Origin of the sequence: Pseudomonas sp. Sample_20, assembly GCF_004307585.1 — a bacterium.
GTDB lineage: Bacteria > Pseudomonadota > Gammaproteobacteria > Pseudomonadales > Pseudomonadaceae > Aquipseudomonas > Aquipseudomonas atacamensis.
Window position 1 is genome coordinate 6,207 of sequence record NZ_RCOA01000119.1, and the last position, 19,795, is coordinate 26,001.

Genomic DNA, 19,795 nt, shown 5'->3' on the forward strand with positions numbered 1-19,795 from the left:
CGAAAGCAGAGTGTCAGTCGCAGATGAACTGACTGGACGGACGCCTTCGCGAGCAAGCTCGCTCCCACAGTTTTGCAGGCTGTACTCAATAAAGTGGTAACGCAGCAGACCCCCTGTGGGAGCGAGCCTGCTCGCGAAAGCAGAGTGTCAGTCGCAGATGAACTGACTGGACGGACGCCTTCGCGAGCAGGCTCGCTCCTACAGGGAGGCGTTAATTCACGCGCCATCAATCGTGCGGCGGACCTTGTCGAGCAGTTCGCTGATCTGGAACGGTTTGACCAGCATGTCCATGCCGGTGCCGAGGAAGACCTGGCGGTTGAGCGCGGTTTCGGCGTAGCCGGTCATGAACAGGATCGGCAGCCCCTCGTGCCAGCCACGGGCAACATCCGCCAGTTCACGGCCGCTCATGCGCGGCAAGCCGACGTCGGTCAGCAGCAGGTCGATGGACGGGTCGTTCTGCAAGCGCTCCAGCGCCGATTCGATATCCGCCGCTTGCGTGCAGCGATAGCCGGCGTCTTCCAGCACTTCGGTAACGAACAAGCGCACCGTGGCCATGTCCTCGACGATCAGCACATGCTCGCCACTGCCTTTGGCGTCAGGCACCGGCACAGGCGCGTCGGCCCCGGTAGGGTCGTTGGTACCGGGCAGCATGATGGTCACTTCGGTGCCACGGCGGGCGACGCTGCGGATGTGCGCGTCACCGCCGGACTGACGGGCAAAGCCGTAAATCGTCGACAGACCAAGCCCGGTGCCCTGGCCCAGCGGCTTGGTAGTGAAGAACGGCTCGAACACCTTGTCGATCACGTTGTGTTCGATGCCGGTGCCGTCGTCGCGTACCGACAATGCCACGTACGCGCCATCGGCCAGATTCGGATCGCCGTGGGAATAAGCGGCGTAAGTATTGACCCAGATATTGCCGCCGGAGGGCAGGGCATCGCGGGCGTTGATCACCAGGTTGAGCACCGCGCTTTCCAGCTGCACCGGGTCGACCAGCGCAATCGCCGGTTTGTTGGTCAGTTCCAGCTTGAGGGTGATGCGCTCGCCGATGGTGCGCACCAGCAATTCTTCCAGCGAGCGGACATGCTCGTTGATGTCCACCGGCCGTGTATCGAGCGGCTGCTGACGGGCAAATGCCAGCAGACGATGGGTCAGCGAGGCCGCGCTCATCGCAGAGTTCAGCGCTGCTTCGGTATAGAACTGCACCTTGTCCAGACGCTCATCGGCCACGCGTTTCTGGATCAGTTCCAGGCTGGTGATGATCCCGGTGAGCAGGTTGTTGAAGTCGTGGGCGATACCGCCGGTGAGCTTGCCCAGCGCATCCATTTTCTGCACTTGCAGCAATTGCGCTTCGGCGTGCACGCGCTCGGCGACTTCCTTGGCCAGCTGCGTGGTGGTGTCATCCAGTCGCGCCAGATGCGAGCGCTCGCGGTGGCGGTGTTCGGTGACGTCCTCGACGAACACCAGGCTCAGCTCTGGCGTGCGATACGGCGAAATCTGCCATTGCGTCTCGCGAATCTCGCCCTGCACGCGCATGTTCAGCGTGCCTTTCCAGCGCTCGCCGTCGACCAGACGCAGACGCAGTTCATCGAGGATCGAGCATTGATCTTCGGCGAAGCATTCACGCAGCGCCTGCGGGTCGCGGTTATCGACGATCAATTGGGCAAATGCGTGATTGCACTCATGCACTTTCAGATTGGCATCGAGCACCGCGATCGGCGCCGAGACGTTGGCGAAAATCTCGCGGAAACGCGCCTCGCTTTCGCGCAGGGCATTTTCCGTGTCGCGCACCCGCAGCAGGGTACGCAGCGTCGCCAAGAGCACATCCGGGTCGACCGGGTGAATCAGATAGGCATCGGCGCCCGCATTGAGGCCGGTGATGATGTCGCCGGTCTGGATCGACGCCGCTGACACATGAATCACCGGCAGCAGCGCAGTGCGCGGGTCGGCGCGCAACAGGCGGACGATGTCGAAACCGCTCATGTCCGGCAGGTTGACGTCGAGGATCAACGCATCGAGGGCTTCGCTCTCGATCAGGGCCAGGCCGTCGCTGCCGGTGCCGGCTTCGAGCACTGTGTAGCCGTGGCGCTCCAGGCGCCGACGCAGGGCGTAACGGGTGGCGACGTTGTCATCGACGATCAACAGGCGGATGTCACGATTCATCGACGTTCTCCAGAGCAATTGCCAGCGGGATGATGACAAAGAACGTCGAGCCCACGCCCGGCGTACTGTCTACCCCGACTTCACCGCCGAGCAGGGCGGCGAAACGCTTGCATAGTGACAGACCCAGACCGGTGCCGCGCAGACGTTTCTGCAATGGCGAATCGACTTGGGAGAAGTCTTCGAACAGCGTGTCATGCAGCTCGGCCGCGATGCCGATGCCGGTGTCACTGACGGCAAAGCGCACTTTGTCCTCACCTTCCAGTCGCGCCGAGACGCGCACTTCGCCACGGGTGGTGAATTTCAGCGAGTTGGAAATGAAGTTGCGCAGGATCTGCCCGAGCTTCTTGTCATCGGTATACAGGCGCGGCAGGCCCAGCGGCTCTTCGAAGATCAGATCCACCGCCGAGGCGTCGACGATTGGCCGAAACATCCCGCGCAGGGCCGAAAACAGGTCGAACATGTCGAACCAGGCCGGCGAGATGCTGATGCGCCCGGCTTCGATCTTCGCCAGATCGAGCAGGTCATCAACCATGTCGCTGAGCTCGCGGGCAGCGGTGCTGACGAAGGCCACCTGCTTGTGCTGTTCAGGGCTGAGCGGACCGTCAAGTTCGTCAGCGAGCAGACTGTTGATGCTCAGAATCGAACCCAGCGGCGTGCGGAATTCATGGCTCATGTATGACAGGAAACGGCTCTTGAGATCCGATGCCTGACGCAGTTCTTCAGCCTGATTGTCGAGCTCGGCGTACAGCGCCAGCACGCCCTGGTTGGTTTCATCGAGCTCTTCGCGCAGGGCAGTGGTTTCGCGCTGCAACTGAGCGATGAGCGCCGCCTGTTCGGCATGGCTCAAAGTAGTCGATTCAGCCATGGGCGGCCTCCAGAGCAACGACCAGTACCGTCACGTCATCGCGACCACGACAGAAGTCGCGATGCAGGACGCTGGCTATCACGGACGGATGGCGATGCACCAGGCCGGGGTAGTCTGCAAGATTCCAACGGGACTGTAAGCCGTCGCTGTACATGATCAATAAATGTCCGTTCACGTGAGCATAGTCAAAGGGTTTGGCTTTACGGTACTGGCCGCCAACGATGCCGGGGTGCGAGGCCAGGCCACGGGATTTGCCAGCCTCGAGCAGACTGGCGCCAATGTTACCGACACCGGCGAACGTCAGACCATCGCGCTGGCTGTCGAACTGCGCGAAAGCGACGGCGCCGCCGCGGGTGCCGAGCATTTCCTGATGCAGGTCTTCCATCAATACCACAGGGTCGGCAAACGGCGCCCGAGCGAATGCCTGCGCCCCGGCCAGGCCGGCACGTTCGGCGTCCTCGCCGTGGCCGAGGCCATCGACCACCAGCGCGCTGATCCGCGAACCTTCATACGCCAGATGCCAGACATCACCGCAGGCTGGATCGGCATGCAGCGAATGCTGGCTGACGCCGAAGCGGATATCCGTCTGACGATCGTTGCGCGGAAAAATTCGCGCCAGCAACACCGCGCCACGGTGGTCGGCGTAGACATCGAAGACATTGGTCTGCCGCGATACGGCGCCGAGGCCGATGCCCTGCGTACCGCCAGTGGAAAAGCCATCCGCCAGACAGGCATCCAGGTCAAAGCCCTGCGCCCGATCCACGGTCTGCATTTCGATGCCGAAGCCGTTATCCGGCCGAGCCAGTACACGCAGGTGAAATTCCCCACGCTGGGCGTGCTTGAGCACGTTGCTTGCCAGTTCCGTCGCGACCAGTGCCACGCGGCCGGCATCGTTTTCGTCGAAGCCATGCTGCTCGGCGAGTTTCTGCGCGGTGCGCCGGGCGTGGCCGATCTGGCTGCTGTCCTCGATCGGCAGAACCTGGGTCAACGACCCGGTGATATTCATGTCCATCGTGTGATCGTAATGCGCGTGCCTTTGCCGGGCTCAGTGTCGAGTTCGAATTCATTGACCAGACGTTTGGCGCCGGTCAGGCCGAGGCCTAGTCCGCTGCCGGAAGTCCAGCCGTCGGTCATCGCCAGTTTGATGTCGGGGATGCCCGGGCCTTCGTCGCGGAAGGTGATGCGCAAACCGACCCGGCCGTTTTCCTCGAGGATCTGCCAATCCATGTCGCCGCCGCCGCCATAGACCATGGTGTTACGCGCCAGCTCGCTGACGGCGGTGACCAGTTTGGTCAGGTCGATCAGGCGCATGCCGCATTCGGTGGCGAGCTTGCGCGTGGTCTGGCGGGCCAGTACCACGTCCTGTTCGATCAGGATGGGTTGAGTACCACTGCTGCGTACGGTCATTGCAGGCGTACTCGATCCTGCAGCAGTTTCATTCCGCGTTCGACGTTGAGGGCGGTGCTGACGCCCGGCAAAGTCATGCCCAACTCAACGAGCGTGATCGCCACCGCCGGCTGCATGCCGACCAGCACGGTTTCGGCGTCCATGATTTTCGACAACCCCGAGATTGTGCCGATCATGCGCCCGATGAACGAGTCGACCATGTCCAGCGCCGAGATGTCGATCAGCACGCCACGGGCCGAGGTCCGGCTGATGCGCTCGGACAGATCGTCCTGCAGGGTCATGGCGAGCTGGTCGTGCATGTCGACCTGAATGGTCACCAGCAGCAAATCGCCCATTTGAAGAATCGGAATACGTTCCATCGGCTCAGACCGCTTTGCCGAGGCTGATGCCCAGGCGAGTCAGGGCCAGTTTCAAGGCGTCGGCCAGGTTGGCCTTGGTCACAACGCCTTGCAGATCCAGACCCAGGTGAACGATGGTTTGCGCAATCTGTGGACGCACGCCGCTGATGATGCAGTCAGCGCCCATCAGGCGAATGGCGGTCACGGTTTTCAGCAGGTGCTGGGCAACCAGGGTGTCGACGGTCGGCACGCCGGTGATGTCGATGATGGCGATCTCGGAACCGGTGTCGACGATGCGTTGCAGCAGCGATTCCATGACTACCTGGGTGCGTTGCGAATCGAGTGTGCCGATCATTGGCAGGGCGAGAACGCCGTCCCACAGCTTGACCACCGGAGTCGACAGTTCCAGCAACTCTTCCTGCTGACGCTTGATCACCGCTTCGCGGGATTTCTGGAAGGTGCCGATGGTGTGCATGCCGACCGTGTCGAGCAGTTCGGAAACTTCCAGCAGTTGCTCGGCGAGCAGTGCCGGCTGGTCCTGATAATGGTTTTGCAGCAGGGCGAACAACGGGCCCTTCAGGGCAAAGATGAAATTGGCGGTTTGCTGGGAATCCTGGCCGAGCAGGGCGCGGCTCTGCGACAGCTTTTCAAGGAACTGACGGGTGTCTTCCCAGCCTGCGGCGGCAATCTTGCTGCCGTTGCCGTTTTCCAGACCGGCCAGCAGCAGGCCGAGCAAGTCGCGGGTTTGCTGCGCGAGGTCGTGTTCTTTGAGATTGCGCGTGGCGCCGCTGGCTTCGAGGCGTTTGGTCCATTCGCTCAGCAGTTGAGCCTGGTTGTTCCTGATTGCTTCAACTGTGCTGTTCTGCAGTGCTGCCATGTGCGTGTCGCTCCGTTACGTATTGGGCCGGCTCGGCGAAATGACCGGCGCGATTTGACTGACATTTACCGCTTGAAATAGTTGTTCACCCAGCGGCGAATTTTTCTGCCTGCCGCGTCGAACGCCCCGCTAACTCTAGTCGGCGTGGCAACAGGCAGCGATCTTTTGAACGAATCTGCGGCGTCAGGCTTCGAATCTGCATGCCCGACGTTTTCCAGTCGTGCTGGAAGAAGGAGGCAGGACTATGAATGAGGTGGATATGAACGAGCAAGCGCCGCAACAGCAAAATCAGTCCTCAGAGTCAATTAACCGCAACGACCCGGCCATCGATCCGCAGACACCGGGGCAAAACACCCCCGCGCCGGCTGAAGAAGGACAGGCGGACAGCGCGGCTGCCGAGGTTGATCAGAAGCAGCATCACAATGACAACAGCAACGACTTCAGCCCTGGTTTCAAGCCTGACCCTGACCGTCCTGAACCGGGCGAGAGCACCGACGCCGATATCGACACCGATGGCGGTTGATCGCTGAAACGCAAAAAGGCCGCATCGAAGGATGCGGCCTTTTTATTGCCGGGCGGTTACTTGCTCGGATGTTTGGCTTGCAGCTCTTTGGCGTGGGCCAGGTGTTTTTCCAGCGCTGGCAGCATCTTCTGCGCAAACGCTTTCAGTTCAGTAGCGCCCTTGGCCTTGTCATCGGTCACGGTGTTCGCCTGCTTCTTGAACAGCTCGATGGTCTCTTCGTGAGCCTTGACCTGGTTGTTGGCGTAGGCCGCATCGAAGGATTCATCACGCATGTCGAGAATCTTTTCCTTGGCCTGTTTGACCAGGGTGGTGGTGTCCGGGACTTCGATGTCGTTGGCCTTGGCAATTGCTGCCAGCTCATCGTTGGCTTTGCTGTGATCGGTGATCATCTGGTTGGCAAAGGCTTTGATATCAGCGGACTGGCTTTTTTCCAGAGCCAGACGGCTGGTTTCGATTTCAGCGATGCCACCGGCGGCGGCGTTATCGACAAAGTCATTGTCGGTCGCGGCAAAGGCGCTGCCCATGCCGGCAGACAGTGCAACAGCCAGAGCGAGATGACGCAGGTTGAATCCGTCCATTGGGTATCTCCACGCAGGTTTTTGTGAGCGTTATCCAATGGAGCGAAAGCACAAGCCAAAGGTTTTATCGCATTTACGACAGGGCGACGAACGGCAACCGCTGGTCTGACAGGGTGTCGACAGAAGCCATTGCGCAAGGCCATGCTGATAATGAGTCAGCGCATCGGTCGCGCTGGTTGTCGATCAATTTGATGGAGGTGTTTCATGCCGGTTTCACATGATCTGTATCAGGACCTGGGCTGCAAAAAGGAAGAGATCGAGCAAAAACGCTCCGAGGATGCGAAGCTGGATTCGCTGCTCAACAAGTATTTCGAGGTGGATGCTGAAGTGGTCGAGGCCGAGAACGCCCAGTCAGACGCCCCCAGTGATGACGAATTGAAGAAGCTCAAAGAGAAGCGCGTGATCGTCAAGGAGCAGATCGTCGCCCGGTTGGCCGGGCAGCCGCTGACCGGTCAGTAATTACCTGACCCGTGGTCGCCATCCGAAGGGAACGGCGACCCCCACGGCACCTCCAATGTGCAGAGTCTGCAAACCATCGACTCGTTGCGAGGTGCCTCATGAACGATCCGAAATTCCCCAGTGAAGAGCAGGGCGGCTTCGACCCGATTCCGACCCGCCCTGAACCCAACAGCCCGGCGCATACCACAGCGCATCCGGAAAAAACCGTGAAAGAACTGCCGGAGGATGAAGATCCGGAGAAGTTCGACCGGTCCGGCAACTGACAGACCGCCTTCGCGAGCAGGCTCGCTCCCACATTTGGAATTTGTTTCCCCTGTGGGAGCGAGCCTGCTCGCGAAGGCGCAAGTCCATTCCCCCGCAAATCCCGCAGGCTTACTTCAGCGCCGCATCCAACCCCATCCGCCCCATATGCCTCGCCTTCAACGAGCCGAAATACAACCACTGCCCATATTCGCGCACCGTGGTAATCGGCGAATAATTGCCTTCGCTCGCGTCCTGCAAATTGGCTATCACCTTGCCGTCCAGATCCAGTCCCAGCACAAACCCACGCTTTTCGACAGGCTTGGGCAAAACCGTCAACGCCCGCACGATCATCTTGCGTACGAACGGGTGCTGCGCGGTGCCGTCGAGTAACGCGTTGCGCGGCGCGTACAACGCTACCCAAAAGCGATTGCTGCCATTGAACGAGAGGTTGTCCGGAAGCCCCGGCAAGTTGTCGATGAACACATCATGGGTACCGGCCTTCGGCCCGCTCAGCCAGTAGCGGCTGATGCGATAAGCACCGGTTTCATTGACCAGCACATAGGCTTCGTCGGGGCCAAGGGTGACGCCGTTGGCGAACTGCAACTTGTCGAGCAAGACGCTGGTCTTGCCGCTCTGAAAATCGTAGCGCAGTAAACGGCCGTCGGCGCCGTGCTCGATGATCGCCTCACCGTCATGGCCATAGCCCCAGCGGCTCGATGCATCGCTGAAGTAGGCGTAGTGGCCTGACTTGTCGACCGCCACATCATCGGTAAATCCAAATGGCACGCCGTTGGCCTCGGTGGTCAAGGGGATCACGCGGCCCTGTGCATCCAGCGACAGCAAGCCTTTGACCGCATCGGCAATCACCAGCATGCCGTTCGGATGACGGGCCAGGCCCAAGGGACGGCCACCGGTGTCGGCGAGGACCTTGCGCTGCGTGCCGTCGAGGCTGCTGCGGATCAGCCGGCCGTCATGCAATCCGGTAATGAGGAATTCGTCTTCCAGCAGCAGCGCCTCAGGCCCTTCGATGTCGCTCGGCCCGACCTTCGCCACAGCTTTGAGGCGCTGATTGTCCGCGTAGATCCCGTCTTTCAACGAGGGCGCCGGTGGCGGTGTCCAGGCCACTGGTACGACTTTGGTTGGCAGCAACAACAAGAAGGCGATGACGAGAGTGATCAGCAGGCACAGCACATAACGTAATTTCACGCGCTGGCCCTCGCCGCGCCGATGTACTGCGCGGTCGTGTCGCGCAGGGCAAGCATGGACGCGGCAGACTCGCGCTCGATGCGCCGCTTGAGCAACAGACGATTGGCCAGACGCATGAGCAAACCGTCAAAGCGATATTCCAGCGTACGCACGAATCGCGTGCCGCCAGCCTCCGCCGAGCATTCGTAAGTCAAACGCAGGGACAGGCCCTGATCACTTTGCGCGCGTGCGCACCAGCGCCGGCCCGGCAGATATTCAGTGACTTCCCAGCGCAAGTGACCGGCACGTCCGCCGGCATGGATGTCCTCTTCGAAACGCGCACCGGCATGCAGTGGACCGTGCGGACCGTCAATCTTCAATGAGGAGGGATGCCAGTCCGGCCAGTGACTGACGCTGGCGGCATAAGCCAGCACAGCGACCGGCTCGCCGGCGATATCGATCTGGTGCTGCATGCGCGTCATGGGCATTTGCGAATCACTCAAAGGGGCGGGTTCCGGCTCGATGTACAGCGTGCCGAACAGGTAGTCCATCAAGGGCAGAACGATGTTGAAATTACGCTCCTGCATGCGCTCGCGGCGGTGATGCAGTTCGTGCAGACGGCGCATCTGGCGGATCCACGGCAAACGAGTCAACGGATTCTGCGGCGGCAGATGTTCGCAGGCATGGAACACCTCATAGAGCAGATAACCGAGCACCATGCATCCGGCGAAAAGCCCGGCGACATTGGCGTTGACCTGCGCGAGCAGCCACCAGAGGGGCAGGGTGATCAATAGCGTATGAACAACGATCAGCCAGGCTGGAAACAGAATCACTCGCCAGTCCCGCGCGCTGTCGTAGGTCATATGGCCGGGGGTGAAAAAGCTGTGATGGTCGCCGGCATGTCGTGCGTAGAACATCTTTGCGAAAGCTTTTTTGTGATGGCCTAAATGACGATGGACCATGTACACGCCGAAGTTGAACAACAACAGGCTCAGCGGCACTGTCAGCCATTCCAGCCAGCTCACTGAATGCACCGTGCGCCAGAACGCAGCGACGACGAAAATGCCGAACAGCAACACGAACGCGCCATGCAACCACGGGTTGTACAACGGATGAATGGCCGCCCGGTAGCGGCTGCGGAATGCCTCGGTGGTCTGCCTCAATGCGTTTCACCTGCGGGTATTGTTGTTATACCCGGCAGATTAGCCGATCCGCTGACTTGTGCAGGGCGAACCTTGCGGCCTTAAGCGCCATGCTCTGGACTGAAGCTGCCCGTCAGCTCAAGGGGTTCCAGCGTTGCGACCAGTCGTCATCGGTGCGGATCACTTCGCGCAACAGATCGAAGGCCTGTTGCAGCACGGCCGAGTCGCGATCACGGGAATACACCAGATAGGTCGGATACCCGAATTCCGGCGCTTTGGTGACGGCTTCCAGCGCGCCGGTCTCCAGATACGTGCGCACGACCCGGGTGCGGAAATAGCCGCTGCCGCCATGTTCGAGGATGTATTGCAGGGCCAGCGGGCCAAGGTTGAAGCTCAGCGCGGCTTTGGCTTTTTCCGGCAGGGCGGCGTCGTGCTGACGGCGGAAATCCGGGCCCCAGTCGATGTAGACGTAAGGCTCAGGACGCTCGGGGGCGCGCACCAGAATCAGTTTTTCCTCCAGCACTTGCTCGACCTGCAGACCCGGCCAGTATTCCGGTTGATAAACCAGCGCGGCATCGAGCACACCGAGTTCGAGCTGACGCAGCAGATTTTCGCCATCGCGAATTTCCATGCGCAGTGCGTGGCCGGGGATTTTCTCGCGCAGTTCCGCCGCCCAACTGAGCATCAACGGATTGCACAGGCTGACCTCGCCACCGATATGCAGAACGTTGTGATAACCCTCGGGCAGCGGCAAGTCGCGGCGCGCGGCTTCCCAGGTCTGCACCAGTTGATTGGCGTAGATCACAAACGCTTCGCCATTGGCCGTCAACTTCGCCCCGGCGCGATTGCGCACGAACAGCGTACTGCCCAACTGGCTTTCGAGTTTCTGCACCCGCGCGGTGATGGCGGTCTGCGTGACGAACAGCTTCTGCGCAGCGGCGGCGAGACTGCCGTGACGGACGATTTCGAGGAAAGTGCGAGCGAGGTCGATGTCCATGGGGCAGGGCCGGTGTCTGGAGGTGGAGCGCATTGTAAGTCAAAAGGCTCTCTCCCCAACCTGAAAGCAACAACGGATTGAACCGCTGAAAATTGCGTTTGAGTCCTACGGAAACAGGAGCGTTTTGATCAGATTTGGGGATATTTCTGACGACTTTTTCAGGTTGGTCGTCGGACGCCGGGTCTATAGGATCAGTCCTGACATTGAAGTCATCGAGCGCACAGATCGCTCTGGACCCGGACAAAGGATGGACTATGCGAATCCCACTGATTGAAAGCCATACGCCTGCTTACTCGCCTCGCCATTACTGGCGCGACGATCGCGCCAGGTGTCCCTCGGAGGACGTTGCCATGCCGAGCGCCAAGGTGCCCCGGCTCACGGGCTTGAAGAAGCTCGAGGGCAAACCTCTGGAGTTGCTGTTGCGTGGGCAGGACACCGGCGACGATCCGATGCTCATCCTGCGCTGCACAAGCGAAGGATTTGAGCTGCTTGATGTGGTGAACATGATCGCAACCTCCGAGCTGTACCAACAGGGAGAGATGGTCAAACGTATCACCGGCAAATCCGTGAGAACCGTGCGACGCCTGCTCAAGGAAGGCGCGTCGGTGCGCCTGGACACGCCGCAGAGCGTGATCGCCTACCAATATGCCGCTGCGCTGGAACTGGCCATCGAGGTGTTCGGGCGTCAGGCCAAGGCCGAATCATGGCTGGAACACCGCGCCACTTACTTCTACGGATATGTGCCGCTCGATCTGGTTGGACATGCGCTGGGCTTCAGGATGGTGGAGGAGTATCTGAACCAGATCAAATACGGGGTTTATCAATGAATCCCTTGCCCTGGGATGATCGCTGGTACGCCTGGCGGCTGGATCGCGAGGTGTACAGCGAGACCTGGGACAGCGGCCTCGGATCGAAACGGGACGGCGGCCGCTGGAATACGCCCGGCCGCAGAGTCGTTTATGCGTCGGTCGACCCCTCCACGGCGATACTGGAGGTGGCCGCCCATGGCAGCTTCGATGCGCTTGATCAGGAACCCTATGTGTTGACCTGTTTTGAAATCACCCACGACGCCAGCGTCAGAATCGTGCAACCGGAAGATGTGCCCAATCCCCATTGGCTCACCCCGATCAAAACCTCACCCAACCAGCGAAAGTTTGCCGATGCACTGTTGGCTGAACATCCATTTATTCTGGTGCCTTCGGTGGCCACCCGACACTCGTGGAATTTGCTGGTGAGTTGCGATCTGGCGGAAGGTCAGTTCAGGATGGTTTCGCAAGAGCGGTTTGGGCTGGATACGCGGTTGTTGCAGGAGGGTTGATCGGATTTGTGTGGGCCTGCGAATCCGACATGACAATTTCCAGGTTCCGGGAGCGATCAAGGGCCGATGAGTCGCTGCCAGCTACATTCGCGGCGGCTCGCATTCTACGTCTGGATTGAGGCTTTCAACCAATATAAAGATCCGGTACATTTCGCGCCCACGCTTACTACAAGGAAGTTAAAGATGGCAAAGCCTGCCGCTCGACTCAGCGATCTTAATGCATGCCCGATCACAGGCCATGGCACCAATCCCAGTAACAGCGGTTCCGGTGATGTAAACATCAATGGAATGCCAGTTTTGCGTGTCGGAGACACCACCGCGTGCGGAGATACTGTCACCGAAGGCATCAGCAATATTTTGATCAATGGCAAGCCTATTGCTTTCTTGGGCAGTGCAACGGCCCACGGAGGCATGATAATCACGGGCTCTGGCGACGTTTTTGTCGGCACCCAGGTCGGTTCCGCACCTTTCTCCCCGATTATCACTGTTCCTAAACACAGCGAGCGCTTCCAACTGGTTGATGAGGCCACTGGCGAAGCTATTCCCGACATGCTCTATTGCATCGAAACGGGTGACGGGCAGCGTCTCGTCGGCCATACCGATAGTCATGGTAACGCCGCGCGAGTGTTTACGGCCAACCCGACTTCGATAGTTGTGCAGTGGGGTAAGGAAGCCGCCGCCCATCTCGACGCGCTCGGCCTAGATTACTAAGGGAGGTGGCAGGTGGCAGCCCCCAAAAAGAATCAAGCTCGAACAAGCGATCAACATACAACGACCCAAGTGAAAGGTACGCTGGCACAGGATTACGTAACGGTTGTGGGTGCGTCTTACATGTCCCTTTATGAAAAGGTTCGTGGCCAGAAGGGCAACAAGATGCGCTTTATCAATCAGGGTATCCGCCAACTCACAAAGTATCCAATCGGCACTCCAAACTTCACAATCCAGCGTGTATTTCTGATTTTCAAAAATGACTATCCGGAGAACTTGCTGGCGGCTTTGAAGGACGTTGTCGAAAATCAGCACGGAGCACAGTACCGGGAGATGGACTCGATATCCGGTCTTGTGGATTTCATCGCAGCTCGGCAACGCCGCGGGCGCGAGATCAAACAGCTCGACTTTTTTTCTCATGGTGTGGTGGGCAGTATCGAGTTGGGCTACGAGCTGGATAAAAACGATAGCTACCGTCTGCGTGATGCACAAGCGAGTATGTTCAAGCCCGAAGCGTTTGCCTATGGTGCGAAAATTCACTCCTACGCTTGTCGCACAGGTTTGGGTATCGATGCCGACTTCAAGGTCAATGAAACAGAAGATCCTCATTACGAGCGCAGCCTAGCGCAGATTCTTGCTAATGCTACCCGGACCACCGTGTGGGCATTTCCAAGACGCAGCAACTACGACACGACTTATGGTACTGCCGCGGAACGGGGATCTGTGCCGGGAATTCGTGAAAGAGAAGCAGCTGATGGGCGAGCGATGCGGAATTATTTGAGTCGAAAAACCGCTTATGAACGAAAGCTGATCGAACATCGCAAGACCCTCAAAGACCCAACGGCGCAATTACCTGATGAACAGGCGCCGCAGGCGCCGACGCCAACAGTCTCTGAAGAAGAGCGCAATTTGCTGGCGCACGATGACAGCCGAGCATTGTATGAACGAAAGATTGGATTTCCGCTGGATGCCTTAGGCGCACATCGTGACGTTCGATCAGGTGATACACCGGACGGCGTACCCAAACACCTGCTTGCCTATAAACCGCTATGACGCTCCTGAAGTTTATAGGCAAACGTCACGTCTTATGTGTCTTGTTGATTGCTGTCAGCTTTGCAGGACTATTTATTTACGCCAAGGAAGCCCAGATGCCAGCCAAAGTAATGATGTATTACGGCCCGTGGAGTCCGGAAGAAAACCGTTTCGACGCCAGCCGGTGGTTCAGTTCAGGTATGTATCGCCCGCGTCTCATGGGTACTCCGCCTGAAGAGAGCCCAGTGACCATGCTGCGCAATAGGCCTGAAAGTTTGCGACATATTGAGAATGATGTTCTCTTGACAGAAGCGTTATTCGCTGTAGGGCGGCAGTTTCCGAAGTTGGACACCGAAGACCTCATTCTGAATACGCCGGACCTGCACCGCCAGATACGGTATGCCTATAGTTCATTTGCCGAGCCTGACAGGCCGGTGGATTCCTATTGGCTTTTCATCACGTTTGCAAACAAGACCGTGGTCGTTACGATCGATTGGGACGTGACAGAAAAGAAACTCCTGCCCCGCTCGATGGCTTCGAATCTGATCGAAAAAAGTGATGAAGAGGCGGCATACCTCCAGGTAAAAAAAGAGCTTGATGGGACGGCTTCAGCCAAGCGTTAACTCACGTTGCCATGTCTTCAATGGTTGAAACGACAAATCCCGCCAATAAGCGGGATTTGTGTTTTACCAAGAAGCTTCTTACGAAGGGAACAGCTCGGACAGTTTCATCGACAGCATCATGTCGCCTTCAACGCGCAGCTTGCCGCCCATGAAGGCCTGCATGCCGTCGGTTTCGCCGCTGACGATGTCTTTCAGGGTCTGGCTGTCCAGCACCAGCGTGCAGTTGGCGTCCGGGTTTTCACCTTCCTGAATTTCGCAGGTGCCGTCTTTGACGATCAGTGCGTATTGCTTGTCTTCGTCGGTGATGTTGAAACCGAAGACCAGGTCCAGACCGGCAGCGGCGGCTGGGTTGAACTTGGCTTGCATTGCTTTTACGGCATCAGCTACGGAGGTCATGGTTCGATCCTTTCTTGGTCATGGGAGCTGGGTGGTTACAGCCAGGGTCACAGTAAGCCGGACTCAGCGAAAAGTGATGAGTTCCGGGGCCTTCAGCAGTTGCAGGTGTGCGTGACTGTTGAAGGAAGCCAGAGCCACCTCGCGACCACGAAACTTCAATTGGTTGAGCGAGGTGTTGACGATTTGCCAGTTCAATTCAAAGGCCTGTCTGGCAGGCATTTGCGTAATCAGATGGAGCAGGGCAGTGATGGTACCGCCGGAAGTAAACACGGCGATTTTCTGGTTCTTTTCCGCCAGGTCGAGGATGCGGTGCAGCCCGGCCTGAACCCGTTCGACGAAACCCAGCCAGCTTTCCAGTCCGGGTGTGTCGTAGGTGCCGGCAAGCCAGCGCTCGACGATCAAGGCGAAGATGCGCTGGAATTCACCGCGGTTCTGCGCGGCGTTTCGCAGGATGTCGAGAGCTTCCGGCTCTTCCGGCAGCATGGCCGGAAGCAGAGCGCGGATCACCGCATCGGCATCGAATTCGTTGAAGGCGGAATCGGTTTCGAGGACTGGAACCGGCAGGCCTCTGGCGCTGAATTGCTCCAGTGCACTGGTGGCGGTGTGCTGTTGGCGACGCAGGTCACCGGCAAGGCAACGATCAAAGCTGATACCGAGGTCGGCGAGGTGCTGGCCGAGGATTTCTGCCTGACGCACACCGGTCGGCGACAGCACGTCGTAATCGTCTGCACCAAAGGAGGCCTGGCCATGTCGTATCAAGTAGATGCTGCCCACGTCCGCGTCGTCCCGGTACGTTGAAGGTCAGGCGAGGTTATGAGGATGGCGTAAGGCTGTCAATGAAAAAACATACGCTTGTTTGAAATGCCCGTTACAGGCGTGTTGCCAGAGGTTTCACGGCTGGCCGATGAGCCAGCGCATGGGTATGCTGGAGCCATTCCGCGTGTAATACACCGTCACGCATTGCTTTGAGGAGTCTCTGTGGATTTTTTCACCGAATACGCCAGCTTCCTGGCCAAGACCGTCACGCTGGTGATCGCCATTCTCGTGGTGCTGGCCAGTTTCGCTGCGTTGCGCAGCAAGGGCCGGCGCAAATCGGCGGGCCAGTTGCAGGTCAGCAAGCTCAACGATTTCTACAAGGGGCTTCGTGAACGCCTGGAGCAGACCCTGCTAGACAAGGATCAGCTCAAGGCATTGCGCAAGGGCGAAGCGAAAACGGAAAAAAGCGCGAAGAAACAGAAGAACAAGCCTGAGACCAAATCCCGGGTGTTCGTGCTCGACTTCGACGGCGATATCAAGGCTTCCGCCACGGAAAGCCTGCGCCACGAGATCACCGCGCTGCTGACCCTGGCCACGCCGAAAGACGAAGTGGTTCTGCGTCTGGAAAGTGGCGGCGGCATGGTGCACAGCTACGGTCTGGCATCGTCGCAGCTGGCTCGAATCCGTGATGCGGGCGTGCCACTGACCGTGTGCATCGACAAGGTCGCGGCCAGCGGCGGCTACATGATGGCGTGTATCGGCGACAAGATCATCAGCGCTCCGTTTGCCATTCTCGGTTCGATCGGCGTGGTCGCGCAATTGCCCAACGTCAATCGCCTATTGAAGAAGCACGATATCGATTTCGAAGTGCTGACCGCCGGTGAGTACAAGCGCACCCTGACCGTGTTTGGCGAGAACACCGAAAAGGGCCGCGAGAAGTTTCAGGAAGACCTCGACATCACCCATCGCTTGTTCAAAAACTTCGTCGCCCGTTATCGCCCGCAACTGGCGATCGATGAGGTGGCTACCGGTGAGGTGTGGCTCGGTATCGCTGCGCTGGAAAACCAACTGGTGGATGAGCTCAAGACCAGCGATGAATACCTGGCACAGAAGGCCAAACAGGCCGAGGTCTATCATCTGCACTACGCCGAGCGCAAAAGCCTGCAGGAACGCATCGGCATGGCCGCCAGCGGTTCGGTGGACCGCGTGCTGTTGAGCTGGTGGAGCCGTCTTACCCAGCAACGTTTCTGGTAAACCGCAGGCATAAAAAAACGCCGGTCACATGACCGGCGTTTTTGTGTCTGCGACAAACGTCCGACGCTTAGCGGCGACGGAACAGCGGCAGTGGTTCGTCAGCGGCAGCCTGGTAAGTCACCGAGAAGTCCTTGAGGCCTTCCAGTGCTTCGTACGGGTCTTTGTCCGCGCGAATGGCAAAGGCGTCGAAACCGCAGCGATGCATGTAGAACAATTGGTCCCGCAGTACATCGCCAATCGCACGCAGCTCGCCTTTGAAACCATAACGGTCACGCAGCAGACGGGCATTGGAGTAGTTACGGCCGTCGGTAAACGCCGGGAAGTTCAAGGCGATCACCTGAAACTTGGCGACGTCCTCACCGATTTCCTCGGCCTCTTCATCAGCATCCAGCCACACACCCAGACCACCGTCGCGGGCCAGGAGCATGCGGCTGTGTTCGCGCCACAGCTGCAGCGGCACGATCAGATCGTCGCAGTTGCTGATTTCATCGATATTGAAATCCTTCGGCAACAGGTGCCAGGTTTCGTCGACGACTTCGTTGTTTTTAATGATTCGCTGCATAGACGCGTTCCTTGAAGAGGTCGATGCCAATACGCTGATAGGTGTCGATGAAGCGTTCGTCTTCGGTGCGTTGTTCAACGTACACGTCGATCAGCTTCGAGATCACGTCAGGCATGGCTTCCTGTGCGAAGGACGGGCCGAGGATCTTGCCGAGGCTCGCATCACGGCTGGCGCTGCCGCCGAGGGAGACCTGATAGAACTCTTCGCCTTTCTTGTCCACGCCGAGGATGCCGATATGGCCGACGTGGTGGTGACCACAGGCGTTCATGCAACCGGAGATGTTCAGGTCCAGCTCGCCGATGTCGAACAGGTAGTCCAGATCATCGAAGCGACGCTGGATCGATTCGGCAATCGGGATCGACTTGGCGTTGGCCAGCGAGCAGAAGTCACCGCCTGGGCAGCAGATGATGTCGGTCAGCAGGCCGATGTTCGGCGTGGCGAAACCGCCTTCACGCAACTCGCCCCACAGGGTGAACAACTGGCTCTGCTCGACATCGGCAAGAATGATGTTCTGCTCGTGGGAGGTGCGCAGTTGACCGAAACTGTAGCGCTCGGCCAGATCGGCGACGGCGTCGAGTTGCTTGTCGGTGATGTCGCCAGGGGCAACGCCGGTCGGCTTCAACGACAGCGTCACAGCCACATAGCCCGGCTTCTTGTGCGCCAGGGTGTTGCGGCTGCGCCAGCGGGCGAAACCGGGATGCTCTTTGTCCAGATCGGCCAGTTGCGCGGTCTGGTTGTCGAGGGTCTTGTAGTCCGGATCGACGAAGTGCTTGGCGACGCGATGCAGTTCAGCCTCGGTCAGCGTGGTCTGGCCACCGCGCAGGTGCTCCATTTCCGCATCGACTTTCTGCGCGAACACTTCAGGCGTGAGCGCCTTGACGAGGATCTTGATCCGCGCCTTGTATTTGTTGTCGCGACGGCCGTAGCGGTTGTACACCCGCAGGATGGCGTCGAGATAGCTCAGCAGGTCTTGCCACGGCAGGAATTCATTGATGAATGCACCCACCACCGGCGTACGACCGAGGCCGCCGCCAACCAGCACGCGGAAGCCCAGCTCGCCAGCAGCGTTGTAGACAGGTTCCAGGCCGATGTCGTGGACTTCAATGGCAGCGCGGTCACTGGTCGAGCCGTTGACGGCGATCTTGAATTTGCGCGGCAGGTAGGCGAATTCCGGGTGGAACGTGGTCCACTGGCGGACGATCTCGCACCATGGGCGCGGGTCGATCACTTCGTCGGCAGCGACACCGGCGAACTGGTCGGTGGTGACGTTGCGCAGGCAGTTGCCGCTGGTCTGGATCGCATGCATCTGCACGGTCGCGAGTTCAGCGAGGATGTCCGGGATGTCTTCCACCGCAGGCCAGTTGAACTGCACGTTCTGCCGCGTACTGATGTGGGCGTAGCCCTTGTCGTAGTCGCGGGCGATTTTGGCCATCATGCGCACCTGGCGCGAAGTCAGCTGGCCGTAAGGCACGGCCACGCGCAGCATCGGCGCGAAACGCTGGATGTACAGGCCATTTTGCAGGCGCAGGGGGCGGAATTCTTCTTCGCTCAGCTCACCTGCCAGATAGCGTCGGGTCTGATCACGGAACTGCTTGACGCGGTCCTCGATGATCCGCTGATCGTACTCGTCGTATACGTACATATAAGTCCTGTTCTCAGGCTTGGGCTACTCGGAAAACGCTGCGTTTTCGCTTGCTGGAGTCCGATGTTGCCTCTGCAATTCTGCGCGCACGGCCGCGCACTCCGTCACGGAGCCGGGGCAATATACCCGTTTGCAGTTATGCGCAAAAGTGATGTTTGAGTATATGTAAAGAACCAAATCGCCTAACGCGAATGCCGGTCATCTAATCCACATTTGTCGTGCGGACAATCATCGTCTTAACTGTGATCGAGTCTTTGTGCAATCACCGATAAAACCGACAAGAGGCGATGCAATGAGCAACCCGACCAAAGCCAGGAAAAGCGACAGTAGCGTCGATGCGTGGGCCATTTTGTTCCTGATCATTCTCGTTGTAGGAACAGCGGTCTTCTGGGTCAGCCATCAGTAAATCAGCGTTCCGGGCCTTTCTTCCAGGGCCCGGATAGCTCGAGTCGGTGCCCGGCCTGGCGCCATCATACCCCGGCCAGATACAACACCAGTTTGACGATGGCAAACAGCGTCAGGCCAAACACGGCTGTAAACAAAACGCCGAGAATCACGAAGTGGCTGGGTTTGCCGTGGGTAAAGTCCCTTTCCCGGTTCTTGCCGCTTTGCACGCCGAACGCCGCTGCCATGACGCTGTGCAGCATCTGCCAGAAACTCGGCGGTTTGTTGTCGACTGGATCGTCCATAAATCCCTCTGCGAAAAATCGTCCCCCGAAGCATAGTCAAT

24 protein-coding genes are annotated in these 19,795 nt (G+C 58.8%); 9 read left to right on the forward strand and 15 right to left on the reverse strand.

Features of this window, described 5'->3' with window-relative positions:
* Positions 1-216 precede the first annotated feature (216 nt).
* Genes D8U70_RS23300 through D8U70_RS23325 form a run of 6 tightly spaced genes read right to left on the reverse strand, consistent with a single transcriptional unit; the run spans position 217 to position 5,647 of the window.
* Entirely contained in the window at positions 217-2,160 is a 1,944-nt protein-coding gene (locus tag D8U70_RS23300) for a response regulator (RefSeq protein ID WP_130929833.1), read from the reverse strand.
* Positions 2,150-3,025, reverse strand: a complete 876-nt coding sequence (locus D8U70_RS23305; RefSeq protein WP_016774463.1) for an ATP-binding protein — start codon at positions 3,023-3,025, stop codon at positions 2,150-2,152. Before D8U70_RS23305 ends, D8U70_RS23300 begins: the two co-directional genes overlap by 11 nt.
* The gene (locus tag D8U70_RS23310) at positions 3,018-4,031 is read right to left on the reverse strand and encodes an ATP-binding protein (RefSeq protein ID WP_130929834.1); all 1,014 of its coding nucleotides are present in this window, start codon (positions 4,029-4,031) and stop codon (positions 3,018-3,020) included. Before D8U70_RS23310 ends, D8U70_RS23305 begins: the two co-directional genes overlap by 8 nt.
* Positions 4,028-4,432 (reverse strand): anti-sigma regulatory factor, encoded by a 405-nt coding sequence (locus D8U70_RS23315; RefSeq protein ID WP_016774465.1) that lies wholly within the window; start codon positions 4,430-4,432, stop codon positions 4,028-4,030. The genes D8U70_RS23310 and D8U70_RS23315 overlap by 4 nt, the downstream gene beginning before the upstream one ends.
* Entirely contained in the window at positions 4,429-4,791 is a 363-nt protein-coding gene (locus D8U70_RS23320; protein ID WP_016774466.1) for an STAS domain-containing protein, read from the reverse strand. Before D8U70_RS23320 ends, D8U70_RS23315 begins: the two co-directional genes overlap by 4 nt.
* A 4-nt stretch (positions 4,792-4,795) precedes the next feature.
* Entirely contained in the window at positions 4,796-5,647 is an 852-nt protein-coding gene (locus D8U70_RS23325; RefSeq protein WP_122692734.1) for an STAS domain-containing protein, read from the reverse strand.
* 259 nt (positions 5,648-5,906) lie between these two features.
* On the opposite strand from D8U70_RS23325, the gene D8U70_RS23330 reads away from it, so the two are divergent.
* Positions 5,907-6,170, forward strand: coding sequence for a hypothetical protein (locus D8U70_RS23330; RefSeq protein WP_041478793.1), 264 nt, complete (start codon positions 5,907-5,909; stop codon positions 6,168-6,170).
* Positions 6,171-6,226: 56 nt separating this feature from the next.
* Here D8U70_RS23330 and D8U70_RS23335 read toward each other — a convergent pair whose 3' ends face one another.
* The gene (locus D8U70_RS23335) at positions 6,227-6,748 is read right to left on the reverse strand and encodes a DUF4142 domain-containing protein (protein ID WP_016774469.1); all 522 of its coding nucleotides are present in this window, start codon (positions 6,746-6,748) and stop codon (positions 6,227-6,229) included.
* A 204-nt stretch (positions 6,749-6,952) separates the two neighbouring features.
* Here D8U70_RS23335 and D8U70_RS23340 point away from each other — a divergent pair, with 204 nt between their 5' ends.
* Together D8U70_RS23340 and D8U70_RS27820 are read left to right on the forward strand one after the other, a co-directional pair.
* Positions 6,953-7,207 (forward strand): DUF465 domain-containing protein, encoded by a 255-nt coding sequence (locus D8U70_RS23340; RefSeq protein ID WP_016774470.1) that lies wholly within the window; start codon positions 6,953-6,955, stop codon positions 7,205-7,207.
* Positions 7,208-7,305: 98 nt separating this feature from the next.
* Positions 7,306-7,470 (forward strand): hypothetical protein, encoded by a 165-nt coding sequence (locus D8U70_RS27820; protein WP_016774471.1) that lies wholly within the window; start codon positions 7,306-7,308, stop codon positions 7,468-7,470.
* A 109-nt stretch (positions 7,471-7,579) separates the two neighbouring features.
* On the opposite strand, the gene D8U70_RS23345 is transcribed toward D8U70_RS27820, so the two are convergent.
* The 3 genes from D8U70_RS23345 to D8U70_RS23355 form a co-directional block, all read right to left on the reverse strand.
* Positions 7,580-8,656: an SMP-30/gluconolactonase/LRE family protein gene (locus D8U70_RS23345; protein WP_130929835.1), complete on the reverse strand. Its 1,077-nt coding sequence runs from the start codon at positions 8,654-8,656 to the stop codon at positions 7,580-7,582.
* A complete protein-coding gene (locus D8U70_RS23350; protein ID WP_130929836.1) occupies positions 8,653-9,798 on the reverse strand; it encodes an SRPBCC family protein in 1,146 nt (381 codons plus the stop codon). Before D8U70_RS23350 ends, D8U70_RS23345 begins: the two co-directional genes overlap by 4 nt.
* Positions 9,799-9,910: 112 nt before the next feature.
* A complete protein-coding gene (locus tag D8U70_RS23355; protein ID WP_024012724.1) occupies positions 9,911-10,774 on the reverse strand; it encodes a LysR family transcriptional regulator in 864 nt (287 codons plus the stop codon).
* Between the two features lie 350 nt (positions 10,775-11,124).
* Between D8U70_RS23355 and D8U70_RS23360 the strand changes: the two genes are divergently transcribed.
* The 5 genes from D8U70_RS23360 (at position 11,125) to D8U70_RS23380 (ending at position 14,455) form a co-directional block, all read left to right on the forward strand.
* A complete protein-coding gene (locus tag D8U70_RS23360; RefSeq protein ID WP_122610537.1) occupies positions 11,125-11,601 on the forward strand; it encodes an MbcA/ParS/Xre antitoxin family protein in 477 nt (158 codons plus the stop codon).
* On the forward strand, positions 11,598-12,092 hold the full coding sequence (locus D8U70_RS23365; RefSeq protein WP_039758650.1) for an RES domain-containing protein: 495 nt from the start codon (positions 11,598-11,600) through the stop codon (positions 12,090-12,092). Before D8U70_RS23360 ends, D8U70_RS23365 begins: the two co-directional genes overlap by 4 nt.
* Positions 12,093-12,275: 183 nt before the next feature.
* Positions 12,276-12,803, forward strand: a complete 528-nt coding sequence (locus D8U70_RS23370; protein ID WP_041478692.1) for a PAAR domain-containing protein — start codon at positions 12,276-12,278, stop codon at positions 12,801-12,803.
* 12 nt (positions 12,804-12,815) lie between these two features.
* The gene (locus D8U70_RS23375; RefSeq protein WP_130929837.1) at positions 12,816-13,853 is read left to right on the forward strand and encodes a hypothetical protein; all 1,038 of its coding nucleotides are present in this window, start codon (positions 12,816-12,818) and stop codon (positions 13,851-13,853) included.
* A gap of 95 nt (positions 13,854-13,948) precedes the next feature.
* Positions 13,949-14,455: a hypothetical protein gene (locus D8U70_RS23380; RefSeq protein WP_130929838.1), complete on the forward strand. Its 507-nt coding sequence runs from the start codon at positions 13,949-13,951 to the stop codon at positions 14,453-14,455.
* Positions 14,456-14,533: 78 nt separating this feature from the next.
* Here the strand turns inward: D8U70_RS23380 and D8U70_RS23385 are convergent, their stop codons facing one another.
* Both D8U70_RS23385 and D8U70_RS23390 read right to left on the reverse strand, forming a co-directional pair.
* Positions 14,534-14,851 carry an SCP2 sterol-binding domain-containing protein gene (locus D8U70_RS23385; RefSeq protein WP_024012726.1) on the reverse strand — a complete coding sequence of 106 codons (318 nt, stop codon included), beginning with the start codon at positions 14,849-14,851 and terminating at the stop codon, positions 14,534-14,536.
* A gap of 63 nt (positions 14,852-14,914) precedes the next feature.
* The gene (locus tag D8U70_RS23390; protein WP_016774478.1) at positions 14,915-15,625 is read right to left on the reverse strand and encodes a histidine phosphatase family protein; all 711 of its coding nucleotides are present in this window, start codon (positions 15,623-15,625) and stop codon (positions 14,915-14,917) included.
* A 204-nt stretch (positions 15,626-15,829) separates the two neighbouring features.
* Here D8U70_RS23390 and sohB point away from each other — a divergent pair, with 204 nt between their 5' ends.
* A complete protein-coding gene (gene sohB, locus D8U70_RS23395) occupies positions 15,830-16,861 on the forward strand; it encodes a protease SohB (protein ID WP_016774479.1) in 1,032 nt (343 codons plus the stop codon).
* Between the two features lie 67 nt (positions 16,862-16,928).
* Here the strand turns inward: sohB and D8U70_RS23400 are convergent, their stop codons facing one another.
* From D8U70_RS23400 to D8U70_RS23410, 3 genes are all read right to left on the reverse strand, one after another.
* On the reverse strand, positions 16,929-17,423 hold the full coding sequence (locus tag D8U70_RS23400) for a DUF934 domain-containing protein (RefSeq protein ID WP_016774480.1): 495 nt from the start codon (positions 17,421-17,423) through the stop codon (positions 16,929-16,931).
* Complete coding sequence (locus D8U70_RS23405) at positions 17,407-19,065, reverse strand: nitrite/sulfite reductase (RefSeq protein ID WP_071172068.1); 1,659 nt, start codon at positions 19,063-19,065, stop codon at positions 17,407-17,409. Before D8U70_RS23405 ends, D8U70_RS23400 begins: the two co-directional genes overlap by 17 nt.
* A gap of 470 nt (positions 19,066-19,535) precedes the next feature.
* On the reverse strand, positions 19,536-19,754 hold the full coding sequence (locus D8U70_RS23410; protein ID WP_016774481.1) for a DUF2970 domain-containing protein: 219 nt from the start codon (positions 19,752-19,754) through the stop codon (positions 19,536-19,538).
* Positions 19,755-19,795 lie beyond the last annotated feature (41 nt).

Excerpts from the sequence above, each read along its gene's own strand:
- D8U70_RS23300 (WP_130929833.1), bottom strand. The coding sequence starts at position 2,160 with ATGAATCGTGACATCCGCCTGTTGATCGTCGATGACAACGTCGCCACC.
- D8U70_RS23305 (WP_016774463.1), bottom strand. The coding sequence starts at position 3,025 with ATGGCTGAATCGACTACTTTGAGCCATGCCGAACAGGCGGCGCTCATC.
- D8U70_RS23310 (WP_130929834.1), bottom strand. The coding sequence starts at position 4,031 with ATGAATATCACCGGGTCGTTGACCCAGGTTCTGCCGATCGAGGACAGC.
- D8U70_RS23315 (WP_016774465.1), bottom strand. The coding sequence starts at position 4,432 with ATGACCGTACGCAGCAGTGGTACTCAACCCATCCTGATCGAACAGGAC.
- D8U70_RS23320 (WP_016774466.1), bottom strand. The coding sequence starts at position 4,791 with ATGGAACGTATTCCGATTCTTCAAATGGGCGATTTGCTGCTGGTGACC.
- D8U70_RS23325 (WP_122692734.1), bottom strand. The coding sequence starts at position 5,647 with ATGGCAGCACTGCAGAACAGCACAGTTGAAGCAATCAGGAACAACCAG.
- D8U70_RS23330 (WP_041478793.1), top strand. The coding sequence starts at position 5,907 with ATGAACGAGCAAGCGCCGCAACAGCAAAATCAGTCCTCAGAGTCAATT.
- D8U70_RS23335 (WP_016774469.1), bottom strand. The coding sequence starts at position 6,748 with ATGGACGGATTCAACCTGCGTCATCTCGCTCTGGCTGTTGCACTGTCT.
- D8U70_RS23340 (WP_016774470.1), top strand. The coding sequence starts at position 6,953 with ATGCCGGTTTCACATGATCTGTATCAGGACCTGGGCTGCAAAAAGGAA.
- D8U70_RS27820 (WP_016774471.1), top strand. The coding sequence starts at position 7,306 with ATGAACGATCCGAAATTCCCCAGTGAAGAGCAGGGCGGCTTCGACCCG.
- D8U70_RS23355 (WP_024012724.1), bottom strand. The coding sequence starts at position 10,774 with ATGGACATCGACCTCGCTCGCACTTTCCTCGAAATCGTCCGTCACGGC.
- D8U70_RS23360 (WP_122610537.1), top strand. The coding sequence starts at position 11,125 with ATGCCGAGCGCCAAGGTGCCCCGGCTCACGGGCTTGAAGAAGCTCGAG.
- D8U70_RS23365 (WP_039758650.1), top strand. The coding sequence starts at position 11,598 with ATGAATCCCTTGCCCTGGGATGATCGCTGGTACGCCTGGCGGCTGGAT.
- D8U70_RS23370 (WP_041478692.1), top strand. The coding sequence starts at position 12,276 with ATGGCAAAGCCTGCCGCTCGACTCAGCGATCTTAATGCATGCCCGATC.
- D8U70_RS23380 (WP_130929838.1), top strand. The coding sequence starts at position 13,949 with ATGCCAGCCAAAGTAATGATGTATTACGGCCCGTGGAGTCCGGAAGAA.
- D8U70_RS23385 (WP_024012726.1), bottom strand. The coding sequence starts at position 14,851 with ATGACCTCCGTAGCTGATGCCGTAAAAGCAATGCAAGCCAAGTTCAAC.
- D8U70_RS23400 (WP_016774480.1), bottom strand. The coding sequence starts at position 17,423 with ATGCAGCGAATCATTAAAAACAACGAAGTCGTCGACGAAACCTGGCAC.
- D8U70_RS23405 (WP_071172068.1), bottom strand. The coding sequence starts at position 19,065 with ATGTACGTATACGACGAGTACGATCAGCGGATCATCGAGGACCGCGTC.
- D8U70_RS23410 (WP_016774481.1), bottom strand. The coding sequence starts at position 19,754 with ATGGACGATCCAGTCGACAACAAACCGCCGAGTTTCTGGCAGATGCTG.